This is a genomic window from Vibrio sp. LB10LO1, from assembly GCF_010092875.1.
Classification (GTDB): Bacteria; Pseudomonadota; Gammaproteobacteria; order Enterobacterales; family Vibrionaceae; genus Vibrio; species Vibrio campbellii.
Genome location: NZ_JAADJW010000040.1, coordinates 14,790 through 37,973, shown reverse-complemented (window position 1 = coordinate 37,973; position 23,184 = coordinate 14,790). Strand labels below are relative to the sequence as shown.

Sequence of the window (23,184 nt, the reverse complement as noted above, 5' to 3'; positions counted from 1 at the left end):
CATGCAATAAGTCCCCATTTACTGCAAAAAGTTCAGCCATAAAAACAGGTAAACTTGATAACTTACCCTGATTAGCGATAATCACTCCCCTATCCTACTCATTCTTCAATGAAATGAGAGCGCTCGATGGCAGAAAAGGACCAAATTATGACAGAGCAAGAATACTTCACCGTGCACCACAATCTGACGATTAACGTCGAAACGTTAGGGACGGACTTTGCTCTACCAGATGAGGCCACTTTTGTATCTGAAATTCCAGCACCGTTCATCGTCGCAAGTGAGTTCAGTCACTTAGATATGTTAGCGGATAACGCGAGACTGGAACTGCAAAATAAAGAGTTGAAACACGTCATCAGCTTGCTGGATACCCAAAACTCAAAACTCAACTTACTACTGAGTTTTATGCTTTCTCAACAAGATGATATTGCACTGCGTTTTCAAACCACGCAATTCGGCGCAAGCCAACTGAGCTATCGTAGCGCTTCTGCCGTAGAAAAAGACCAACTGGTTCGAGTGAAACTCTTCTTAGATCATCCTGCCGCAGCGATTTACTGCTACGCTCAGGTAGTAGAGTGCGAACAATCAGAGCAAGGTTATGTGGTTACACTCAAGTACAAACGGCTTCGAGAAGCTGACCAAGATTTATTAATCAAAGCCGCGCTATACCAACAGCAAAAATTACTCCGTCAGCGCTCACTAGAGCGAGAAAACAAATAACCCTCATGCTCCTAAAATAACTATCATGACAAAAGCAACAATTCTTTCCGTCACGAATCCATCTGAGCGTGGCGACAAAAAACAACTTGGCAACCTACCTGGTGCAGCATTGGCAATGGCAATCGCTGAGCTAGCCAAACAGCATTCAAGTCACTCTTTGCTTGTCGTGCCAGATCCACAAATCGCACTCAAGCTGCAAGCGGAAATTGAACAGTTTACCGATCAGCCAGTCAGCCTATTTCCAGATTGGGAAACACTGCCTTACGACAACTTTTCTCCGCACCAAGAGATCATCTCAGACCGTATTGCACGCTTATACCAATTGCCGACTCAAAGTAACGGCGTAACGATTGTGCCAGTAAGTACGGTGTTGCAGCGCCAGTCTCCGCGTGATTTCTTATTGCAACACACTTTGATGGTGAAAACGGGCGACCAATTCTCACTAGATAAGCTTCGTGTGCAGCTAGAGAACTCAGGCTACCGTCACGTTGATCAAGTGTTTGGTCCGGGTGAATACGCGAGCCGAGGGTCGATCCTTGACCTGTTCCCAATGGGCAGCTCAGATCCATACCGCATTGATTTCTTCGATGACGAGATCGACACCATCCGTACCTTCGATCCAGAAAACCAACGTTCGATCGAAGACATTCAGCAAATCCAATTGCTACCAGCGCATGAGTTCCCGACAACCAAAGCGGCAATTGAAGATTTCCGTACTCGCTGGCGTTCTCAATTTGAAGCTCGCCGCGAGCCTGAGTCGATTTACATGCAAGTCACTAAAGGTACTTGGCCGGCAGGTATCGAGTACTGGCAACCATTGTTCTTCGACCATACCGAAACGCTGTTTGACTACCTGCCAGAAGACTCTCAACTGATCACATACGGTGATATTGAAGCCGCAGTGGATACGTTCTTGAATGACGTAGATTACCGCTACGATCAAAAGAAAATCGATCCGATGCGTCCGTTGTTAGCACCACATGAATTGTGGTTGAAAAAAGACGAACTATTTACTCACTTCAAACAGCTGCCACAGGCGCAATTGAACTTAGAGAAAATCGTTAAGCGTGCTGGTCGCCAGAATCTCGCAGTTCAATCTCTAGCCGAGCTTGGTGTTCAACAGCAGAACAAAGAGCCGTTAGCGCGTTTACGTCAATTCAGTGAACAATTCACGGGTAAAATCATTTTCTCTGTGGAATCGGAAGGCCGCCGCGAAGCGCTAACAGAGCTGCTGCAAGGCATTAAAGTGCGTCCTGTCGTGCATGGTTCACTCTACCAAGCACTGGATTCTGGCGATCGTTTCAGTTTGATCTTAGGTGCAGCAGAACATGGCTTTATTCACGATGACCTGAACTTCGCCCTGATCTGTGAAAGCGATCTGCTGGGCGATCGTGTGATTCAACGTCGCCGTAAAGACAAGAAAGCGGTAAACAGTGACACCGTTATTCGTCACCTAGCTGAACTTAAGCCGGGTCAGCCCGTTGTGCACATCGATCACGGTATCGGTCGCTATATTGGCTTACAGACTCTTGAGGCTGGCGGCATGAAAACGGAATACGTAACCCTTGAGTATCAAAATGACGCCAAGCTTTACGTTCCCGTCTCTTCATTAAACCTAATCAGCCGCTACTCTGGTGGTGCTGAAGAGAGCGCGCCGCTGCATAAACTGGGTGGTGAAGCATGGGCGAAGGCTCGTCGTAAAGCCGCTGAGAAAGTACGCGACGTCGCGGCAGAGCTACTTGATGTTTACGCTAAGCGTGAATTGAAACCGGGCTACAAGTTTGAGCTGGACCGTGGTCAATACGCCACATTTAAAGCCACCTTCCCGTTTGAAGAAACCGATGATCAGTCAACTGCTATTAATGCGGTTCTATCCGATATGTGCCAAGCAAAAGCCATGGACCGCCTCGTATGTGGTGATGTGGGCTTTGGTAAAACAGAAGTGGCGATGCGCGCTGCGTTTGTTGCTACAGACAACAGTAAGCAGGTCGCGGTATTGGTGCCAACCACCCTACTTGCTCAACAGCACTTTGAAAACTTCCGTGATCGCTTTGCCAACTTACCAATTCGCGTTGAAGTACTTTCACGTTTTAAATCGGCAAAAGAGCAAAAAGTCATTCTTCAAGACGTCGCCGATGGCAAAGTGGATATTGTCGTAGGTACTCACAAGCTACTTTCAAGCGACATCAAATTCAAAGATCTTGGCTTGTTGATTGTCGATGAAGAACACCGCTTCGGTGTACGCCAAAAAGAAAAAGTGAAAGCGATGCGTGCTGATGTCGACATCCTAACGCTGACCGCAACCCCTATTCCTCGTACATTGAATATGGCAATGAGTGGCATGCGCGACTTGTCGATAATCGCAACACCGCCTGCGCGTCGCCTAGCTATCAAGACCTTTGTGCGTCAACGTGAAGACTCTGTGGTACGCGAAGCCGTACTGCGTGAAATCATGCGTGGTGGTCAGGTTTATTTCCTACACAACCAAGTAGAAACCATTGAAAAAACCGCTGAAGACCTACAAAAGCTGATTCCTGAAGCGCGAGTGACCGTTGCCCATGGTCAAATGCGTGAACGCGAACTAGAGCGCATCATGAACGATTTCTACCACCAGCGTTTCAACCTGCTGGTGTGTACCACCATCATCGAGACAGGTATCGACGTTCCGACGGCCAACACCATCATTATGGATCGTGCCGATAACCTCGGTTTAGCGCAGTTGCACCAGCTTCGTGGCCGCGTTGGTCGTTCACACCACCAAGCTTACGCTTACTTACTGACGCCACATCCAAAAGCCATCACCAAAGATGCGATTAAGCGTCTTGATGCGATCGCTTCGCTGGAAGATCTCGGTGCAGGCTTCACACTGGCCACGCACGATCTTGAGATTCGTGGTGCGGGTGAGCTATTAGGTGACGAACAAAGTGGTCAAATTCAATCTGTTGGCTTTACACTGTATATGGAGATGCTTGAACAAGCGGTCGAAGCATTGAAAGAAGGTAAAGAGCCATCATTGGATGATCTGCTTCGCGAACAAACTGAAATTGAGATGCGTATCCCAGCGCTATTGCCGGATGACTACATTCCAGATGTGAACACGCGTCTATCGATGTACAAACGCATTGCAAGCGTGACAGATAACGAAGGTTTGTCTGAACTAAAAGTGGAACTGATTGACCGATTTGGTGTTTTACCAGATGCAACCAAGAACCTCCTATCTGTCTCAGAGTTGAAAATTGGGGCAGGATGTCTCAAAGCGAAGAAAATTGAGGCGCATGATAAGGGCGGATTCATTGAGTTTTACCCTGATGCTGACATTAATCCAGCGTATTTGGTTAAACTCCTGCAATCACAGCCGCAAAAATTTGCAATGGAAGGTCCAACTAAGTTCAAGTTTAGCGTACCATTGACGGACCGACGTAAACGCATCCAGTTTGTTCAAGACTTACTGAATGATTTTAAACAGAATTTATTACCAACGAGCTAATAGTCGAATGAGAATACTGATCCCATTATTGCTTCTTTGTGTCTCAATGCCATCTTGGGCTGCGCGTCAATTTGATATTGAAGTAATTATTTTCAAGCGAGCAGTCAACGCTGAAAGTACCAGTGAATCATGGCCAAATGAACTGCCAACTATTGAAATGAGTAACGTCGGCAGCCTACAAAGCGATTCTTACCGCCAGTCAAAAGGCGCCACGCTTCTACCACGTTCTTCTTACCGATTGAACGCACAAGAGGCTGCACTGAACAACCACGCAGGCTTTAAAGTGCTAAAACACGTGGCATGGCGTCAAGGTGACCGTGGTAAAGCCAGTGCACCAATCTTCCGTATGGTTGGTGGCCGAGACTTCTCTGGCTCTTACAATGCAGATGGCAGCCCTGTCGGCAGCAGCACATCACTATCAACCGATGGCTACAGTGAAGAGAGCGTGAATGGCCCACTGTACGAACTAGACGGTAAGTTACAAATCTATGTTCAGCACTACTTGTTTGCTGAAACAACCATCGATATTCGTGAACCAAGCGTGCGTGAAGTCCACCTAGCGTCACAGCCTTCAGAACAGCTATCTGATGAATTTGGCGAAGTCGATGGCAACGTACAAGTTGGCAACTTAGCGGAAGTCACCCCAACCGTGACCGAAGAGAAGTTTTTGAAGAGCTTCCGAATGGATCAAAAGCGTCGTATGCGCAGTGGCGAAACCCACTACCTAGACAACCCATTGATGGGTATGATCATTCAAGTTCGTCGAGTTCGATAAGAGCCACCTCAACATAAAAGCGCAGCACTGGCTGCGCTTTGTTTTATCTAGAGTCTCACATGGAAGTTGTATCAATTCATGAGTCCAGATTTTGAAATCGTCACCCCTCGTTTAGCGCTGCGACTGATTCCTTCAGAACACGCTCACACCTTGCAGCGACTCCTAGTCGAATCCCCTTCTCTGCATCAATGGCTAGATTGGTGCAATGAAGACGTTACGTTAAAAGACGCTCAAGATTTCTTGTTAGCAACTCGCTTAAATTGGGTCAAAACCGAGGCGTTTGGTTTTGGCGTTTACGAGCGCGAGAGCAACAGTCTCGTAGGCATGGCAGCGGTTAATGAGCTTTACCATACCTTCAATATGGCAAGCATTGGTTATTGGGTTGCCGATCGCTATCAGCGCAAAGGTTATGCACAAGAATCGATTCGCTCACTGGCAGAGTTCTGCTTTGCCAAACTCAATTTAACTCGCGTGGAAATTGTCTGCGATCCAGATAACACCGCCAGTCAGGCATTAATTGAATCCGTTGGCGCACAAAAAGAAGCCATTGCCAGAAACCGTTTTATCTTCCATGGCAAGCCAAATGATGGCGTAGTGTATTCACTGCTTCCTAGTGACTTAGAATGAAAAAAGCCACCGACATGCAGTGGCTTCTGTTTTGACCTTTGTTTCGCTCTCAACCAAATCAGCTTAAAGAGCCAAATCATCAAATATTAGTGCAGCTTCAAGTTCGGACGCAGCACGCGGTTGATACGGCCAACCAGCATCATCAGGCCTGTCTTAATCACGCCATGCAGTGCCATTTGGTGCATGCGGTATAGCGAAATGTAAACCACACGAGCGATACGACCTTCAACCATCATCGAACCTTTGGTTAGGTTACCCATCAAGCTACCAACCGTAGAGAAGCGGCTTAGAGAAACCAGAGAACCGTGGTCTTTGTATTCGTAAGCTTTCAGTTCACGACCATTTAGCTTAGCAACGATGTTAGTAAACGCTTGGCTAGCCATTTGGTGCGCAGCTTGAGCTCGTGGCGGAACAAAAGAGCCATCAGGCTGAGTACATTGTGCTAGATCACCAATAACGAAGATGTCGTCATCACGTGTGGTTTGTAGCGTGTTTTTCACTACAAGCTGGTTAATACGGTTCGTCTCTAGACCTGCGATATCTTTAATGAAGTCAGGCGCTTTGATACCCGCAGCCCATACCATGATTTGCGCAGGGATCTTCTCACCGTCTTTCGTCGTCAGACCGTCTTTGTCCGCCTGCGTCACCATGGTCGCTGTGCGTACGTTGACACCCAACTTAACCAATTCTTGGTGTGCCGCAGAAGAAATACGTGGAGGAAGCGCAGGAAGAATACGTTCGCCCGCTTCAACTAGGTTTACGTTTAGCTTGCTAGAATCTAGGTCACCAAAGCCGTAAGTACGCAGCTCTTTCACTGCGTTGTGAAGCTCAGCAGAGAGCTCAACACCAGTCGCACCCGCACCAACAATCGCGATATCTACCGTGCCATTACCGTTTTTCGCGTGCAGTTTTAGGAACTCGTTGTTCATTTCACTACGGAAACGGTGTGCCTGTTCTGGGCTATCTAGGAAGATACAGTTGTCACGAACACCAGGAGTGTTGAAATCGTTAGATGTAGAACCAATTGCCATCACTAGAATATCGTATTCTAGTTCACGGCTTGGCATAAGAAGTTCGCCGTGCTCGTCTTTAAGCTCACTTAGAATGATCACTTTACGTTCACGATCAATGTCTTGAAGGCTGCCCATTTGGAAGTCAAAGCTGTGGTTTTTTGCGTGAGCACGGTAGCTCAGTGCATCCACACCTTCGTCCAAAGAACCTGTTGCTACTTCGTGCAACAATGGTTTCCACAAGTGGCTCGCTTTACGGTCTACCAGTGTAATTTGCGCACGGTTCTTACGACCCAGAGTGCGGCCCAGTTTGGTTGCCAACTCAAGGCCACCAGCACCGCCGCCTACAACGATAATGCGTGTCACAATGTTATCCTCTACAAAAATGAATATATGGGTTCAGCTCGATGCTGACTCACAGTGCTCTGCGGTCATACATCCAACCGATGAATTCTTTGGTCTCTAGAGGTGAGCTCACTTTTGGATAAACGCCGATACCATCTTGTTTTTGCTTCTTATTTCATTTGCTTGTTGATGTGCATCGGTTTCTTGGTCTGAAACACGCGATCTCAGACAAAAAATGGGCAAGTTTCTTACTCGCTCTCAATTTTTTTTGATATTTATCAAATTATTTTTACGAAGTTCATTATATAGGGCTATCTTTTGATGGCAACAAAAATCCTTACTCTAGATACGGATTGGCTAATTTTCATCTGCTTAACGGTATCGTTTTCGTGCCACAAAAGGTTAAAACAATAAATCAAGATAATAAATAGCTACAAAATGTAAATTTCTACAGAATTATTATTATCAAGTTGGGCAAAGCCAGAAACAAAAACGGCACTTCGAAAAGTGCCGTTTAAAGATAGTTAAATCATTTGCTCTGGGGCAAGTTAAGCGTTTTTGAATGCCTTCATCGCTTGCAAGTGGTGAGAGATTTTCTTGAATTTATGCGATTGAGTTTCATCCCAAATGATTTGGTAGTGTTTATCCAATTCTGCTGCGGTTTTTGAGTTGTCGTGAATTTCATCTTCTTTCGACAAAATAACCAAACAGCGCTCTTGGTTTTTCGTACGGAACTGCTCAACACATTTGGTGGCAATATCTTCGTACTCTTCTGGACGATCAATACGCCCTGCCATCGTCTTCTCTGGATGCAAATTCGGGTTGAACATCACTTGTTTGATGCCGCAAAGAAAACCGATTCGCTCTGACCAGTATGCGCCAAGACCCACACCACAAATCAGTGGATTTGGATCGTTCGCTTGGTCAATGACCTTAGACACTTCTTTCAATAAGTGCTGCATGTCATGCTTAGGATGAAGTGTACTGTAGTTGATGAAACGAACGTCATCATCGATGAACTGCAATTGAAGAACTTTTTCGTGGTTACCTGGGCTTGTACTATCAAAGCCGTGCAAGTAAATAATCATGTGTACCTCTCCCTGTGACTTGCTGGTACTTCACTTTAAACTACCACTATTTCCTTATGGTTAAAGAGGAAAAAGTCATGAGTTATCAAAACAGTGATCTTCAATACATAATAAGTCTTTAAACTCGCGAGCACTGTCTAAGTATTGTTCATCATCCCACAATTTGTAGGCGACTAAATACCATAGCATTGCCATCATTCGAGTTCTTGGCATCCAAGCTTGAACGCCTTCTAGCCACAAATCCACTTCTTCAATTTGACGAACTTGGCAATACCTGACGACCCCATCTTCAATTGGTACGTCAGCCAATTGCAAAATAAGGGTGAGATCAAGTCTTGGGTCCGCTAAGCCTGCGTATTCCCAATCAATGACTTTCACACCATCTTGGCCGCGCACTAAGTTGTAACAACCAAGGTCAAAATGGCACAGTGCTGCTGGGATTTGCTCTACGCTTGGTTCAGAACGCCACTTACGGTACAACATCTCAAACTCCGTGCCTACGTACTTGCCTCCCAGCTCTAACCAATAATGATCGATACGTGAGAGATAAGAGAATGGCACTAATGGAATCGACGTTGCTGAATACTCGTGAATCGCAGCCGCTATTGGCAGTAACTCTTCACTATCAATTCCCGGTTTGGTGAGAGTTTCACCCGGCACCCACTCCACCAATAAACCTTGCTCGTGAACAAACACGGGCTTCGGGCCTAAATTGAGCGGAGCAATCGCGTTGAGAACTTGATATTCATTGTGGCGAGATATAGCAAAGGCCTTGCATACATTACTGGTCGGTCGCCAGACGTAAGCAAGGCCTTCAGAGGATTCCAACCGCCAACAGCGATTGGTCAATCCACCAGTGACGGTTTGAACCTTCACTGGTGGCGAAGTAAAGAAGCCATCAAGAGTATTTAGACTCGGGTCTAATTGTTTCGCTTGTTGCCAAGAAAACCACGCCATGAATGACTTCTCCACTCAGGTCATAAGACCAAACAGAATCAATTAAAGACCAAATAGGCTCTTAGATTGTTCTTTACGGATTTCAGTCTCATCCGCCCACTCAATCAGACCAGTTTCAAGGTCCATTAGACGCATGGTCATTTTGTAGTAAACGTCTTTGTCACTACCTGCATTTTTCACGATGCTAGAAAGGTTTCCGTAAAGCATGTATTGCGCACCGACCATTTTACCGAATTGGATTGCTGTGCTTTGGTTCACTAGCTCGTCAGTGTTTTGGAAGTTAAGTTGCTCACGAACAGACTCAACGCGGTCCATATCTACGAAACGGAACTTACCAGAGTTCAGCATCTTAGTAGAGATAGTGTCTGTGATTGATTCCGTATCAATATGTTCGCTTGTCTTGTTCTTGATACGCTCAACAAACACGATAGGACGTTGGTCACGAGTAATTGCTGCCACTGAACCTGACATCATCATGCTGTCGACCATTTCGCCAGCAATTTTTTGTAGATCCGTCGAGCCAAAATCGATCGTTGTGGTTTCTGTCGCTTGCGCATCACCGTAAGAGACTTTGTTTGAACAACCACCCAGAATGACGGCAAGACCTAAAAGAGCAATAATACTTTTTTTCATGAGAGTTCCTTAGTTTGTGTTTCATCCCGAGACGTCTCCATCTTGGGAAAGCAGCATAGCTACCTAAAAAATATGTATCCCAAAGCTTGGGTTAGTTATCTTGTGCTTCGCGAATTTGTACACGGAATTGAGTCCCATTCGGGTTCACCGTCACTTCAGACAAAGTCACTTGTTCAAATCCACGCACAATCATTTTGCGCCATGGACCTGGTTTGGTATTCACTTCTAATCCAGTATTGTCATACCAGTAAAAACGATAAAGAATCTCTTGATCGCCTTTGTAATTGCTGCTCAGTTGAACAACACCGCGTGGACGGTCATCCACATAAGTCGTGGTAATGTTGTCTACCAACAGGCGACTACCCATGACGTTATCGTGGAAGAAAACCTTTTGCGTTTGGCCATCGATTCGGATTCCCGCAGTGTTATCTGCACAACCTGCTAAACCTACTATCACTGCCAAACCTATAAGCCATGCTCTCATTACAACCTCCCTAGCTGTTTATGCCACACCGTAGAATGTGTTCCCTGACGAGAAACCCAAACCAACGTTGTTTGCTGTGCTGGCACTTCGAATTGATACACCTGATCACCAACGTTCAGACTCTGCTGACCCGGCTTGACGACTTTCGACGCCGTTTTCACCGTGCCCGGAAGTGTCTGCCAACTTCTGGTATCAGGTTGTTCGGTTAGTGTATTCCACACGTTGAAAAGAATGTTGCCGACATCATCACCTTTTGCCGCTTCTTTTCGAATTCTGTCTTTGGCCCAAACACGAATTGCCTGACGAATCACAATCGTCGTTAAACGCTCATGCAAATCGTTTTGCGCCATGGCATTCACATCAGCCAATGTGCTTGAAGGTAGCTTTTTACCATTCAACGCAACATCACCAAAACGTTGTGTACCGCGCTTCGGATAATAGGGCAGTGCGAGCGAGTAGATCGCGCCATCACCTCGGCTGTCATAGATTGGTAAATCAATACGCCAACCTTGTAGCGCTTCCACCACACCTTGCTCATCAATCACAATCACGCGACCTTGCGACTTACTCAGCCCTGATGGTGCTTTGCCGTAGCGCTTCTCTAGCATACGAAGATCTTGACGCATACCGAGCTTTTTCGCGGCATACATGGTGCTTTCAATAACTTGCTTGTTATCTGGCATCACTGCAAGTGCACGACGATAGTCTACATACGCACTGTTCAAATCTCGTGACGCTTCATACAGCAATCCAGAAAGGTAGAATAAGTAACCATTTTGTACAGAGCTCAGCTTTTTGCCTGCGTCTGGGTAGTTGGCTAACACGCTACCTAAGTTCGCTGACATACCTTGCTTCTTAAGATCCTTCTCTGCTTGGTTTAGTTCCCTTTCTCGTGCTTTCTTTGCCGCCTCTTGAACTTGGTTTGCACGGCGCATTTCAACCAGCGCCCCTTCAAGGTCATTTTTTTGTAGATAGTTCAGACCAAGGTACAAATGCAAAAAGCCGAGTTCATAGTCGGCAGGTTGGTATTCGTTTAAATTGTCGTTAACGGCAAGAGAACCCACACTGGTCGCCGTTTCCGTAACAGAAATGGTAGCGCGATCTTGTTGTTTGCGTACTGCACGATCGCTGTCTTCAAGTGAACTTAGGCTGGTCGGATAGTCTTGCGCAAGAAACGAGATTCGGCCTTGTTCAAAGTTGCCAAGTATTTCGCCACCGACATCACTCGATTGCAGTTGCTCAGCTTTGGCATATTCGCCAGCAACCACAGCTTGATAAACTTCTTTATTTTGGTCGCTATAATGACTGAACAGATTGCCAGCGGATAAGTTTGCACATCCTGTAGCAAGCAGGACCCAGCTCATCAATCCGAATAGCTTCACACCATGTTTCACATTTATCTCCACAAATGTGTTGTTCAAGGAAGAAAGAAGTGGATGAATCACCTCACCCACTCCTAAAAGATTAACTCAATACCATAGGGCCTAAAGGACGACCGCCCACTAGGTGCATATGAATATGATAGACTTCCTGACCGCCATGTGAGTTACAGTTTACAATCAAACGGTAACCGTCTTCTGCAATGCCTTCTTCTTTAGCGAGCTTCTTCGCAACCGTGAACATACGGCCCATCATTGCCTCATCTTCCACTTCCACGTCATTGGTTGTCGGGATCAGCTTGTTCGGAATGATAAGGATATGGCTTGGCGCACGCGGATTGATATCACGAAATGCCGTTACTAAATCATCTTGGTAAAGGACATCTGCTGGGATTTCTTTGCGAATAATTTTGCTAAAGATGGTTTCTTCCGCCATGGGTACTCCATTTTATAAGGTGTGTAACCTATTTAGTATGCGCTAAGCCAAAAGCGAGCTCAATAAAAAACAGTGTTCACTTAACATTATCAATATAAGTCGTGACGTTGAAGCTTTTTTTGTCGTGTGCGTCATAAAACGTGCGTCGCAAACTCAATACAATCCGATGAATTTTGTTACTTTTTTAAGACAATTCTAATTTATGTTGTCTATTTTTGGGAGAGGAAGCTCACTTATGCGGGGTTCAGTAATTAAAAGGATGTATGCAGGCTTTGCGCTGATCATCGTCTTATTCGCAGTCACGATTGCCATTATGATGGGGGGCATGAATGATATTCACGGTAAGTTTGAGACTGTATCCAAGTCTTCTCTGCCGCTTGTCTCTTTATCTAACCAAACCAGTGTAGAGCTTCTTTCTGCCGACAAATCTTTTAAAGACTTCCTGACCACAGAGAATAAACAACGCATGGGTCAGATGCGTCAGGAATTTGCCAAATCTCAACAAAGCTTCGAAGCAACATTGAGCCAACTTGAAGTTGCAAGCCAAATCTACCCTTCCCTTGCCGAACCTTTTTCTCAGCTTAAAGAACTTGAGCAGAGCTACTTTACCGAAGCAAAAGAAGCCATGGATAACTACGAAGCGATGTTCGCTGCACAAGAAGAAGTGCAAAAATCTTCTCGTCGCTTCCAACAACTCAATACTGAGCTATCTGTGGGTCTAAAAGAATACGTGGCGGATCAATCCAGCATCTCAGTTAAAGTGATGGCGAAAAGCTACTTTATTAAGCTGAAAGATGCAGAAGTGATTACGTCAGATGCGCTGGCAAGCTCAAATCCTGAGTTTGTAACGCAAGCCGTAGCAAAAAACCGCAAGGCGGTGACGCATCTGAATTACGCTTTCCGCGGTTTGGTGACTCAACTTCCTGAACTTAAAGAAGCCTTCGGCGAGTCTGTTGAACAATTTACCCGTGACGTAGGTATGCGTGGTGGTGTATTAGACCAACACAATAACTATCTATCGGCACGTGCGGCGCTTTACAACAACATCGCTAACCTTGCCACCAAAGTTGACTCAAGCATGTCGATTCTTGAGCAGTTCACTACAACCGCAACCAATAAGCTGAACGAATCTCTTGCAGACGCAGGCGACATCTACTCAGCAGGTGTTACCAAAGCGATTGTGATTGGCGTCATTGTGGTGTTGTTTGCAACGGCTATCGGTTACCACATTGCTCATAGTGTTCGTGAGCCACTGACTCGTATTCTGAAGGCATTAGAAGGTCTGACAGAAGGCGACATGACGCAACGCATTGATATTCGTTACAACAACGAATTCAGCCGTGTGAGTGGCCATATCAATACGCTGGCAGACAGCCTACATAACATCCTTGTTAAGCTGAACGACGCATCAGAAAACCTAGCGTCTACAGCCTCGACGAACGAGCAGACTTCTTCTCAAGCACAAGCTCAGTTGAACTCTCAGCGTGAGCAAACCGCAAACGTAGCCACGGCAATGACAGAGATGTCTCACTCAGTGCAAGAAGTCGCGCAAAGTGCTCAAGGCTCGTTAGAGATGGTACAGCGTGTTGAGACTGCTTCAGATCAAGGCCGTAACGTCATGAACAGCAACATCTCGACCATCAACCAGCTTGAGACACGCTTAAACGAATCCGTCTCTGCGGTTTCTGAGCTACAAAAAATGAGTGGCCAAATCGGCTCGATTCTGGATGTGATTCGTAATATTGCCGAACAAACCAACCTGCTTGCGCTGAATGCGGCGATCGAAGCGGCACGTGCTGGTGAACAGGGGCGCGGGTTTGCGGTAGTGGCAGATGAAGTTCGCGTGCTGGCTTCCAAGACCACACAATCGACAACTGAGATTGAAGCAATGATCAGTAACCTTCAATCCAGTTCTCAGTCTGCTAACCAAGTTATTCAAAGCTGTATGAGTGATATGGAAATGTCTGTTGAGCAAGCCTCTAAGGCAAACAGCTCAATGGAAGAAATCCAAGCGCTGATCATCGAAATCAGTCAGATGAGTACCCACATATCCCAAGCGGCGGCTGAGCAGAGCGAGACTTCTGCGGATATTGCGCGCAGCATTGAAGACATCAATAGCATTGCTGACCAGAGCTACCATGCGATGTCTAGCATCGCGCAAACCAGTGAATCTTTGACTCAACTGGCACATCAACAAAACGAACTGGTTCATCGATTTAAACTATAAAGTTTTATGTAAAAACTAGAAAATTCATTGCAACCAACTGTATAAGGGCGACTTTTTATTGAAGTCGCCCTTGTTTTTTATGAGCTGTGTCTACATATGGTTTATATGGCTTGCTCATCCCTTTTCTTTTCTCTTTTCGAGCAAGCCAAATAAGAAGGAAAACCTATGGCTGTTCATGTTGGTATTATCGACCAAGATCCAGTGAGATTAGTCACTCCTCTTTTGGATAATCGCACTGTAAGTACACATATCGTCTTCATCGGCGACAAAAGCCAATCCGATATGTACGAGCGACTGAGCGCAGTATTAGAGCAGCGAGAAATTACGTCTGAATTCTTTGAAATTCCTTCTGCAGTAAACACTTCTCTGATCAAACAATCTGTCCATCAATTGGCAAAAGACCTCCATGACCGAGGTGAAGAAGTAAAACTCAATGCAAGCTGTGGCCTCCGTCACCGACTGCTTTCCGTGTACGAAGTCTTCCGTACGTACCGCTGGCCAATCTTCGTAGTAGAACCAAACAGCGACAAACTGTGCTGGCTTTACCCAGATGGCAAAGAAGACACGCAAGTGGAAGACCACATTACGATTTCTGATTACCTCACTATTTTCGGTGCGCGCGGTGAATTCCACCACGTAGACCTTCCACCTCAACTCGATCAAAAGCTTTACGAACTGGGTGAACGCTGGGCATCTAACGCGCTGGAGCTTGGCCCTGGCCTTGCAACACTGAACTACCTTGCAACTACTTGTCGTAAAGAACAAAAGCTGGATGTGGAGCTTTCAGAGAAGCAACAAGGCTACCGTGAGCTGAACATGCTACTGACCGATTTGGTTGAAGCGCAAATCGCCACTTACGAAAACGGTGTTCTAACCTTCGCTGACGAAGATGCTCGTCGTTTCTCTAACGGTGAATGGCTAGAAACGCTGGTGCACAGCACAGTGAAACAAATCCAAGACACCATGCCGACGATCCAAGACCGTTCGTTGAATGTGCAGGTTTACCGCAAACTCGGTGAAAGCGAAGTGCGCAATGAACTTGACGTAGCAACGGTGGTAAACAACAAGCTTCACATCATTGAATGTAAGACGAAAGGCATGCGTGATGATGGCGATGACACCCTGTACAAGCTGGAATCGTTACGTGACTTATTAGGCGGCCTGCAAGCGCGAGCGATGCTAGTCAGCTTCCGCCCACTGCGTCACAACGACATCACTCGTGCAGAGGACTTAGGTTTAGCATTGATCGGCCCTGATGAGCTGAAAGATCTCAAAACGCACCTAACCGTATGGTTTAAAGCCGCTGGCGGTTCTGACGAAATCTAATCGTTAACATCCGTTCAAAAAAAGCAGCCTCGAGCTGCTTTTTTATTGCGGCATATTTGTTGTTTGAATACTCATACAACACTGCCAGATAGAAAAAGCCAGAGGCGAACCTCTGGCTTTTCCCGTTTGTTTAAATGCCAACTAAATGTTGTGCTTAAAGCATCTTACGCGCTGCTTCTACTACAACTTTAATTGAGCGAGCTTCCGTTTCTTTCAGCGTTGAATGATCTGGAATCTCTTTTTGTGTACGGTTGATGATTACACCCGCCACACAACCTGCTTTCAGGCCTGAGCTTGCACACATAGTTAGCAGTGTTGCTGACTCCATTTCGAAGTTTAGAACGCCCATGTCTTGCCACTCTTGCATAGAACCTTGGAAACGCTTAACAACACGGCCAGAGAAAGTGTCGTAACGCTCTTGACCTGGATAGAAAGTGTCACTTGAAGCAGTCACACCCATATGAACTGTAGCACCAGACTCTTCAACCGCTGTTTTCATTGCTGTTGCGATTTCAAAATCTGCTACTGCTGGGAACTCCATTGGAGCAAAGTGTAGGCTCGCGCCGTCTAGACGAACAGAACCTGTAGTAACGATCATGTCACCCACGTTTACGTGTGGTTGGATTGCACCAGTAGTACCTACACGTAAGAAAGTGCGAACGCCAAGCTGCGCCAACTCTTCTACTGCGATAGAAGTAGATGGGCCACCGATACCAGTAGAACAAACCACAACAGGTTTACCGTCTAGCTCTGCACGGTATAGCGTGTATTCACGGTGACTTGCTAGAAATACTGGGTTTTCCATTTCTTCAGCGATTTTTTGTACGCGTGCTGGATCGCCTGGAATGATTGCTAGAGTAGCACCATTAAGATCCGCTTCAGTAACACCTAAATGGAATACAGCTTGAGACATAAGTCGCTCCTTGTTGTGGCTTATTTTGTAAACAATAAGCTCATTAATAAGTTGTTGGGTACAGATGCACTGTAGCGAACCTTTCACTAACATTGAGTGATCACAGTCACAATGAAACAATGTAATAAATCTACACTTTCAAATAAAAACGGTTTTGATCACACTTTTGAAGCCATAAGATCATTTCGTTGCATACCTATGAGTGATTTACCAAACGAATTATTCATCTTTGTTATCTCCACCTCCAGGACAGAAAAAAGCCCAAGGTATGATGACCTCGGGCTATTTATTCAACATTCAAAGATGTACGGAAGGTTGATACTACTTCACTTGTTTTGATTCAAAGCGAAGCAGACGCAGCGCATTCAGTGTGACCAGTGCCGTAGCACCACTGTCGGCAAGAACTGCAACCCATAAACCAGTAATACCCAGTAAGCTTGTTACTAAGAACACACCTTTTAGGCCTAATGCTAACGCCACGTTCTGACGAATGTTGTTCAGCGTCGCACGTGATAGTTCAATCATACCAGCGAGTTCGATCAAACGATTGTGAGTCAGTGCAGCATCGGCAGTTTCGAGTGCAACGTCAGTACCACCGCCCATCGCAATACCAATGCTTGAAGCTTTCATTGCTGGCGCATCATTAATGCCGTCACCCACCATCGCGACAGTGTGCTGCGCTGAAATCTCTTCCACGTAGTGCACTTTGTCTGCTGGTAGCAAACTTGCTTTGTAATCAAGGCCAATTTGGTTCGCAATTGCTTCAGCACTGCGAGGGTTGTCACCTGTTAGCATCACAGATGAAATACCCAGTTTCTTCAATGCAGCAACGGCTTGTTGAGCATCTTGACGAAGCGTGTCTTGCCAAGCAATCAAACCTATCACTTCGTGATCGTGGCGTGCGATAACCACAGTTTTACCCTGCCCTTCCAACGCCAAGACTTGCTGCTCTACCTGCTGTGAGATTGGGAAGTCAGCTTTCGATGGTGCTATCACTTGAACCAATTTGCCTTCAACAAGACCTGTCACACCAGAACCAACCTGCGCTGTTTTGTCTGCTGCTTCAGGAATGCTGATGCCTTGCTCTTGCGCTTTGTTCACCAACGAAATGGCCAGTGGGTGGCTTGAGCCAATCTCAATCGACGCCGTCAGGCGAAGCAATTGCTCTTCAGTCACATCAAACGGCACCACATCAGTCACTTGTGGTTTACCTTGTGTCAACGTACCCGTTTTGTCGAAAGCGACCGATTCAACACGACCCAATAGCTCAAGCGCAGCACCACCTTTGATCAATGCGCCTCGTTTTGCTGCCGCTGCCAAGCCAGAAGTGATCGCCGCTGGCGTAGAGATAACCAAAGCACATGGACATGCAATCAACAGCAATGCTAAACCACGGTATACCCACGTTTCCCAAGGTTGAGCAAACAACAATGGTGGTGTAATGATGACTAATAGAGAAACAAGCATCATCAACGGTGTGTACCAACGGCTGAACTTATCGAGGAAACGTTCAAGTGGCGCTTTGCGTGATTCCGCTTCTTCAATCAAATGTAGGATACGGTCAATCGCGTTCTCACCTTGGCGAGACGTCACTTTGACTTGAACGACTTTATCGACAACCACAGCACCCGCCATGATTTTACCGCCTTCGTTATGCTCTACGGGAACAGACTCGCCCGTTAACGCACTTTCATCAAAGCTTGCCGCTTGAGTCATCAGCAGGCCATCAGCTGGCATACGACCGCCAGGCGCAACTTCAATCACATCACCCGGTTGTAGCTGTGACGCAGGCACTTCTTGACGTTCACCATCTACAATCAGCGTTGTGTTCTCTGGAACAAGATCCATCAAAGCTTGAACACCGCTACGAGCACGAGATGATGCATATGCTTCTAACTTTTCACCAATAAGGAAAAGCAATAGCACCATCGCCGCTTCAGCGGTTTCACCGAGGTAAAGCGCACCTAACGCCGCCACACTCATTAATGTTTCAATCGCAAATGGCGTACCAGTACGAGCCAACTTGACCGCTTTCATCGCAACCGGGTATAAGCCGAGCAAACAGGTTAAAGTAAATAGCCAAGTACTCAGCGTTGGATTGAAATCAGAAATGATGCCAGCAAACGCCATCGCACCTGCAATGGATAGGATTTGAACATTGTCTTTGATAACGCCCAACCAACCCTTTTTCTCTGCTTTTGGTTTGGGTGCATCTGTCGATGTCAGTGGGAAACCAGTTTGCTGAGAAACCTGCTCGATGACAGAAGCCAACGCACGATTATCAAAATCGACCACTAACTTTTCTGTCGCGAACAAGACCTTGGCATTTGTGACACCCTCAACAAAAGAAATGGCCTTTTCTAGCTTTTGAGCACAAGCTGGACAATCCATGCCCGATACTAGCCAACTATGACGAATGGAGGATTCGAGGGGTTCGGCAGGGCCTTCGTCTTCAACAGAATCCGAGCTACAGCTTCCGCCACTGCAGCAAGAATCTTCCGAAGTTACGACGGTTGCTTGCGTAATATTAAGCGTTGGTTTTGCTGGCGCCCAGCAAGAATCGTTTGCTCCTAGCGCCACCGCAGATTTGACTTTGCCTGTTTGGCAACCTTGATGTTTCGTACACATAATTCACTTTCCTTATTGGTGATAAGTCTCTATTTATCACTAAGAATAAACCTTAGAGCTAACTCCAAGGTCAAGTGTATTTATGTGCATTTCACGAAATTTATGCTTTCTCATCTTCCAAAGCGGTCGCTACTTCATCTATCAATACCGCATCATGGGAACAAAAAGGCTGAGTATTGACGCAAGTGATCGCAGGATCGTCTTCAATGTCTTCTTCTCCGAAGTTTTGCATCAGATCTTTAATGTGTTTGTTCAGCACGACTAACGCCAGCAACCCAAACACTATCGTACCCACTGCTTGCCCATATAACACACCAAGCGCGCCATACCATTGCGATCCAAAGTAAACAAAAGGCAGAGTACCAATTGTTGCTTTACCCAAATTCAACGCCGTGGAATAAAGCGGTTTACCGAGATTATTGAAAGAAGTGTTGGCGACAAACAAAGTCCCATTGAAGACAAACGTAATGGCAACATAGGTGCAAAATGCGATAACAATAATCGCGGCGTCCCCCGTTAGGCTAAACATAGCTACGATGTAATCTTGCAGCACATAAAGCAGAGCACAGACACCTAGGGTGTAAATCGTAGTCACCAATAAAGAGTCGGTCAGAGTACGCTTCACACGGTCCATACGCTCCGCGCCAAAGTTCTGCCCAATGATCGGACCAACCGCGCCAGAAAGCGCAAAAATAACAGCAAAGCACACTGGCGTTAAACGCCCTATCACAGCAAACCCTGCCACAAAATCTTCACCAAATTGTGCAATGTGAGTGGTCACAATCGCATTACCAATTGGTGTGGCAGTGTTGGTGATAATGGCCGGTATAGCGATCGCTAAGATAGGTTTGAGATTATTTCTGAAGATATCGAAGTCTGGAAGAGACACCAATTTGTGCACGTTAATCAGCGGATAAAGGGAGAAAGCCAATACTGTGAAACGAGCGATCACAGAAGCCGCTGCAGCCCCTTCTACGTTCCATTTAAAGACAAAGATAAACAGTGGATCGAGAATCGCGTTAACAATACCACCAGCCAAAGTTGCCCACATAGAGCGCTTTGCATCACCCGCGGCTCGCAAACCGGCACCTGCAGACATACCCAACGCCAGAATCGGCGCACTTGGCAATAGAATGTTGAGATACGCTTCAGCACGCTCAGCAGCAACACCCTCAGCACCAATGGCGGCTAATAGCTCTGGGATATGAATGTACATACCAATGGTGATGACCAAGCTGATCATAAAGGCTACCAGCATGATACTGCCACTGGTAAGCCTAGCGCGTTCAAAATCCTTTGCGCCAATCGCTTTAGATACCAGGGCGCCCATGGCAATCGACGTGCCGATAGAGGCTGAAGTGGAAAAGAAGATCAATGTTCCTGCAAAGCCGACGGCAGCCGCCAGCTCCACCTGCCCCAGCATACTGATGAAGAGCATATCGAGTAAATCGACGACAAACAGAGCCATCAAACCAACGGAACCGGCTCCAGACATCACCAGAATGTGGCGCATCGTAGAACCTTGGACAAACTTCGCGTCTTGCGTAGACATACTCTTCCTCAACGACAAAAAGACGCCGAGGCGTCTTTCGTCTTAATACTTATTATTTTGAAATTAAACGGGATGTTGGAAACATTCGTTTAGCGTTTTGCCGATGGCTCTTAATACATCGCGTCTTGTAATCACACCGACGAGCTTCTCTTTATCATCGACCACAGGATACATTTTAGGTTTACCTATCTGCATCATGTCAGCCAGTTCGATAATAGACATTTCTGGCGACACAGACAGAACATCGTCATGCATACACTCTTCTACCGTGTGTGTATCCTGACAGTGATAACTGGCTTTAACGAGTTTGTCTAAAAGGTCTTGCTCTGAAAGGAATCCAATGACTTTCTCGTTTTCGTTAATCACAGGTCCACCTAGAGTAACACTTTGCATCACCTTGTCCAAAGCCGCCGTCAACGACATGTCCTTGGTGAAAGTCACCGCCTGTAACGTCATATAATCTTTAACTTTAAGTGAGTGCATTCTTATCTCCTTAGCGGCACGTTTTTGCTGCCTTTAAGATAAGTGTCGTCTAATTTCTTGATTTTACTAAATGGAAATTAGCAATTTTATTTATAGGTGCTGTCTATTGATCTTTATCTAAATCAATACATAACACAAACCTATAGATATGCAGTTGCATATTTATTTAAAGTCACGTGGAAAAACCATTTCGCTGCAAGCAAAGAATATACAAGCTTGAAATCATTCGAGTCAGAAACGAGTCAACACAGAAAGACCAAAAAGAAATAACTAGCTATGCAGTACAAACAAAAAAGCCAGCCCCAAATCAGGCTGGCTTTCATTGTATTATCACGCAATAAAATTATGCGTTTTGCATTGCTTCAACGATGTCACGAGCAACGGCTTCCGCTACTTTAATGCCATCGATACCCGCAGAAAGGATACCACCCGCGTAGCCAGCACCTTCACCCGCAGGGAAGAAGCCTTTCAGGTTGATGCTCTGGAAGTCTTTACCACGCTTAATACAAACTGGAGAAGACGTACGCGTCTCAACACCAGTCAGTAGGCCGTCTTCAGAAGCAAAGCCTTTGATCTTACGATCGAATGCTGGAATTGCTTCACGAATCGCTTCAATAGCAAACGCCGGTAACGCTTTTGATAGGTCGGTCAGTTTGATGCCCGGAGTGAATGATGGCTCAACATCACCCAGCGCACTTGGATCGCGACCTTTAAGGAAGTCACCAATCTTCTGTGCTGGAGCGTCGTAGTTCTCGCCGCCTAGTGCATAAGCGCCCGATTCTAGTTCACGCTGGAAGCGGATACCCGCTAGCGGATCACCCGGGTAATCGACTTCTGGAGAGATGCCCACTACGATTGCGCTGTTTGCGTTACGCTCTGCACGAGAGTATTGGCTCATACCGTTGGTTACTACGCGACCTTCTTCAGAAGTTGCCGCAACAACAGTACCACCAGGGCACATACAGAAACTGTAAACCGTACGGCCATTCTTACAGTGGTGAACCAGTTTGTAGTCTGCCGCACCAAGAATTGGGTGGCCTGCATTTGGACCAAAGCGTGCTTCGTCGATCATCGATTGTTTGTGCTCGATACGGAAACCAACAGAAAACGGCTTCGCTTCCATGTAAACGCCACGGTCGTGCAGCATTTCAAAGGTATCACGAGCACTATGACCTACCGCTAGTACTACGTGACGAGATTTAATCTCTTCACCGTTTGATAGCGTTACGCCTGTGATTTGACCATCTTCCATATGCAGATCGTCAACACGAGTACTAAAGCGGATCTCACCACCTAGTTCGATGATTTTCGCGCGCATCTTTTCGATCATGGTAACCAGTTTAAAGGTACCGATGTGCGGCTTACTTACGTATAGAATTTCTTCTGGAGCACCAGCTGCTACAAACTCAGTGATCACTTTACGACCATAGAAGTTTGGATCTTTCACTTGGCTGTAAAGCTTACCATCAGAGAAAGTGCCTGCACCGCCCTCACCAAACTGTACGTTTGATTCTGGGTTTAGTGTGCGCTTACGCCAGAAGCCGAACGTGTCTTTAGTACGCTCACGTACTTCTTTACCACGCTCAACGATGATTGGGTTAAAGCCCATTTGAGCCAAAACCAAACCCGCAAACAAACCACAAGGACCAAAACCGATCACCACTGGGCGCTCTGTTAGGTTCTCTGGTGCTTTCGCTACAAACTTGTATTCCATATCTGGTGTTTGGCGAACGTGCGGATCTTTTTCGAATTTCGCTAACAACGCTTCTTCATCACCTTCAACGATGATGTCTAGCGTGTAGATAAGGTGAATGTTGGTTTTCTTACGAGCATCGTAGCCGCGTCTAAAGACATTAAAAGAGATAACTTTCTCAGCAGCAATGCCAAGCTTTTTAGTAATCGCGTCCAATAGCGCGCCTTCCTCGTGATCAAGAGGAAGTTTAATTTCATTAATACGAATCATGTGATGTCTCGTTATGGTAGGTGTCTTAGCCAAAGCCACACATTTCCCTCCATATCTAAGGAGAAAAAAAATGGTCAGCTCACAATGGCGCGCATTTTACGAGAAATTGATTTGTCTGTCATACTAAATCCAAGTTGCGCGGCGGAATTAACGT

18 protein-coding genes are annotated in these 23,184 nt (G+C 46.1%); 6 read left to right on the top strand and 12 right to left on the bottom strand.

Features of this window, described 5'->3' with window-relative positions:
* The first annotated feature begins 147 nt into the window (after window positions 1–147).
* The 4 genes from GXP65_RS21485 to GXP65_RS21470 all read left to right on the top strand — a co-directional run bounded on the left by GXP65_RS21485 (window position 148) and on the right by GXP65_RS21470 (window position 5,606).
* Window positions 148–717 (top strand): PilZ domain-containing protein, encoded by a 570-nt coding sequence (locus GXP65_RS21485; protein WP_162093694.1) that lies wholly within the window; start codon window positions 148–150, stop codon window positions 715–717.
* A 25-nt stretch (window positions 718–742) separates the two neighbouring features.
* A complete protein-coding gene (gene mfd, locus GXP65_RS21480; protein ID WP_045453315.1) occupies window positions 743–4,204 on the top strand; it encodes a transcription-repair coupling factor in 3,462 nt (1,153 codons plus the stop codon).
* 7 nt (window positions 4,205–4,211) lie between these two features.
* Complete coding sequence (locus GXP65_RS21475) at window positions 4,212–4,979, top strand: peptidoglycan binding protein CsiV (protein ID WP_162093693.1); 768 nt, start codon at window positions 4,212–4,214, stop codon at window positions 4,977–4,979.
* A gap of 78 nt (window positions 4,980–5,057) precedes the next feature.
* On the top strand, window positions 5,058–5,606 hold the full coding sequence (locus tag GXP65_RS21470; protein WP_162093692.1) for a GNAT family protein: 549 nt from the start codon (window positions 5,058–5,060) through the stop codon (window positions 5,604–5,606).
* 86 nt (window positions 5,607–5,692) lie between these two features.
* Here the strand turns inward: GXP65_RS21470 and GXP65_RS21465 are convergent, their stop codons facing one another.
* The 7 genes from GXP65_RS21465 to hinT all read right to left on the bottom strand — a co-directional run bounded on the left by GXP65_RS21465 (window position 5,693) and on the right by hinT (window position 11,938).
* Window positions 5,693–6,982, bottom strand: coding sequence for an NAD(P)/FAD-dependent oxidoreductase (locus GXP65_RS21465; protein ID WP_005431677.1), 1,290 nt, complete (start codon window positions 6,980–6,982; stop codon window positions 5,693–5,695).
* Between the two features lie 527 nt (window positions 6,983–7,509).
* Complete coding sequence (gene ycfP, locus GXP65_RS21460) at window positions 7,510–8,049, bottom strand: alpha/beta hydrolase YcfP (RefSeq protein WP_005431653.1); 540 nt, start codon at window positions 8,047–8,049, stop codon at window positions 7,510–7,512.
* 75 nt (window positions 8,050–8,124) lie between these two features.
* The gene (thiK, locus tag GXP65_RS21455; RefSeq protein ID WP_162093691.1) at window positions 8,125–9,006 is read right to left on the bottom strand and encodes a thiamine kinase; all 882 of its coding nucleotides are present in this window, start codon (window positions 9,004–9,006) and stop codon (window positions 8,125–8,127) included.
* A gap of 42 nt (window positions 9,007–9,048) precedes the next feature.
* Window positions 9,049–9,639, bottom strand: coding sequence for a penicillin-binding protein activator LpoB (lpoB, locus tag GXP65_RS21450; protein ID WP_005431666.1), 591 nt, complete (start codon window positions 9,637–9,639; stop codon window positions 9,049–9,051).
* 91 nt (window positions 9,640–9,730) lie between these two features.
* Window positions 9,731–10,123, bottom strand: coding sequence for a YcfL family protein (locus GXP65_RS21445; protein ID WP_005431649.1), 393 nt, complete (start codon window positions 10,121–10,123; stop codon window positions 9,731–9,733).
* The gene (locus GXP65_RS21440) at window positions 10,123–11,517 is read right to left on the bottom strand and encodes a hypothetical protein (protein WP_105065422.1); all 1,395 of its coding nucleotides are present in this window, start codon (window positions 11,515–11,517) and stop codon (window positions 10,123–10,125) included. The genes GXP65_RS21445 and GXP65_RS21440 overlap by 1 nt, the downstream gene beginning before the upstream one ends.
* Window positions 11,518–11,587: 70 nt before the next feature.
* Window positions 11,588–11,938 carry a purine nucleoside phosphoramidase gene (hinT, locus tag GXP65_RS21435; protein WP_005431651.1) on the bottom strand — a complete coding sequence of 117 codons (351 nt, stop codon included), beginning with the start codon at window positions 11,936–11,938 and terminating at the stop codon, window positions 11,588–11,590.
* Between the two features lie 235 nt (window positions 11,939–12,173).
* On the opposite strand from hinT, the gene GXP65_RS21430 reads away from it, so the two are divergent.
* Together GXP65_RS21430 and GXP65_RS21425 are read left to right on the top strand one after the other, a co-directional pair.
* Complete coding sequence (locus tag GXP65_RS21430) at window positions 12,174–14,165, top strand: methyl-accepting chemotaxis protein (protein WP_162093690.1); 1,992 nt, start codon at window positions 12,174–12,176, stop codon at window positions 14,163–14,165.
* A 165-nt stretch (window positions 14,166–14,330) separates the two neighbouring features.
* On the top strand, window positions 14,331–15,491 hold the full coding sequence (locus GXP65_RS21425; RefSeq protein ID WP_162093689.1) for a DUF1887 family protein: 1,161 nt from the start codon (window positions 14,331–14,333) through the stop codon (window positions 15,489–15,491).
* A gap of 154 nt (window positions 15,492–15,645) precedes the next feature.
* On the opposite strand, the gene udp is transcribed toward GXP65_RS21425, so the two are convergent.
* The 5 genes from udp to GXP65_RS21400 form a co-directional block, all read right to left on the bottom strand.
* Window positions 15,646–16,404 carry a uridine phosphorylase gene (udp, locus tag GXP65_RS21420; protein ID WP_162093688.1) on the bottom strand — a complete coding sequence of 253 codons (759 nt, stop codon included), beginning with the start codon at window positions 16,402–16,404 and terminating at the stop codon, window positions 15,646–15,648.
* A 321-nt stretch (window positions 16,405–16,725) separates the two neighbouring features.
* Complete coding sequence (locus GXP65_RS21415; RefSeq protein ID WP_162093687.1) at window positions 16,726–19,032, bottom strand: zinc/cadmium/mercury/lead-transporting ATPase; 2,307 nt, start codon at window positions 19,030–19,032, stop codon at window positions 16,726–16,728.
* Between the two features lie 100 nt (window positions 19,033–19,132).
* On the bottom strand, window positions 19,133–20,584 hold the full coding sequence (locus tag GXP65_RS21410) for an MATE family efflux transporter (protein ID WP_045417687.1): 1,452 nt from the start codon (window positions 20,582–20,584) through the stop codon (window positions 19,133–19,135).
* Window positions 20,585–20,647: 63 nt separating this feature from the next.
* Window positions 20,648–21,067, bottom strand: a complete 420-nt coding sequence (locus tag GXP65_RS21405) for a CBS domain-containing protein (protein ID WP_005431646.1) — start codon at window positions 21,065–21,067, stop codon at window positions 20,648–20,650.
* Between the two features lie 343 nt (window positions 21,068–21,410).
* A complete protein-coding gene (locus tag GXP65_RS21400) occupies window positions 21,411–23,030 on the bottom strand; it encodes an NAD(P)/FAD-dependent oxidoreductase (RefSeq protein WP_005431643.1) in 1,620 nt (539 codons plus the stop codon).
* Window positions 23,031–23,184: the final 154 nt, after the last annotated feature.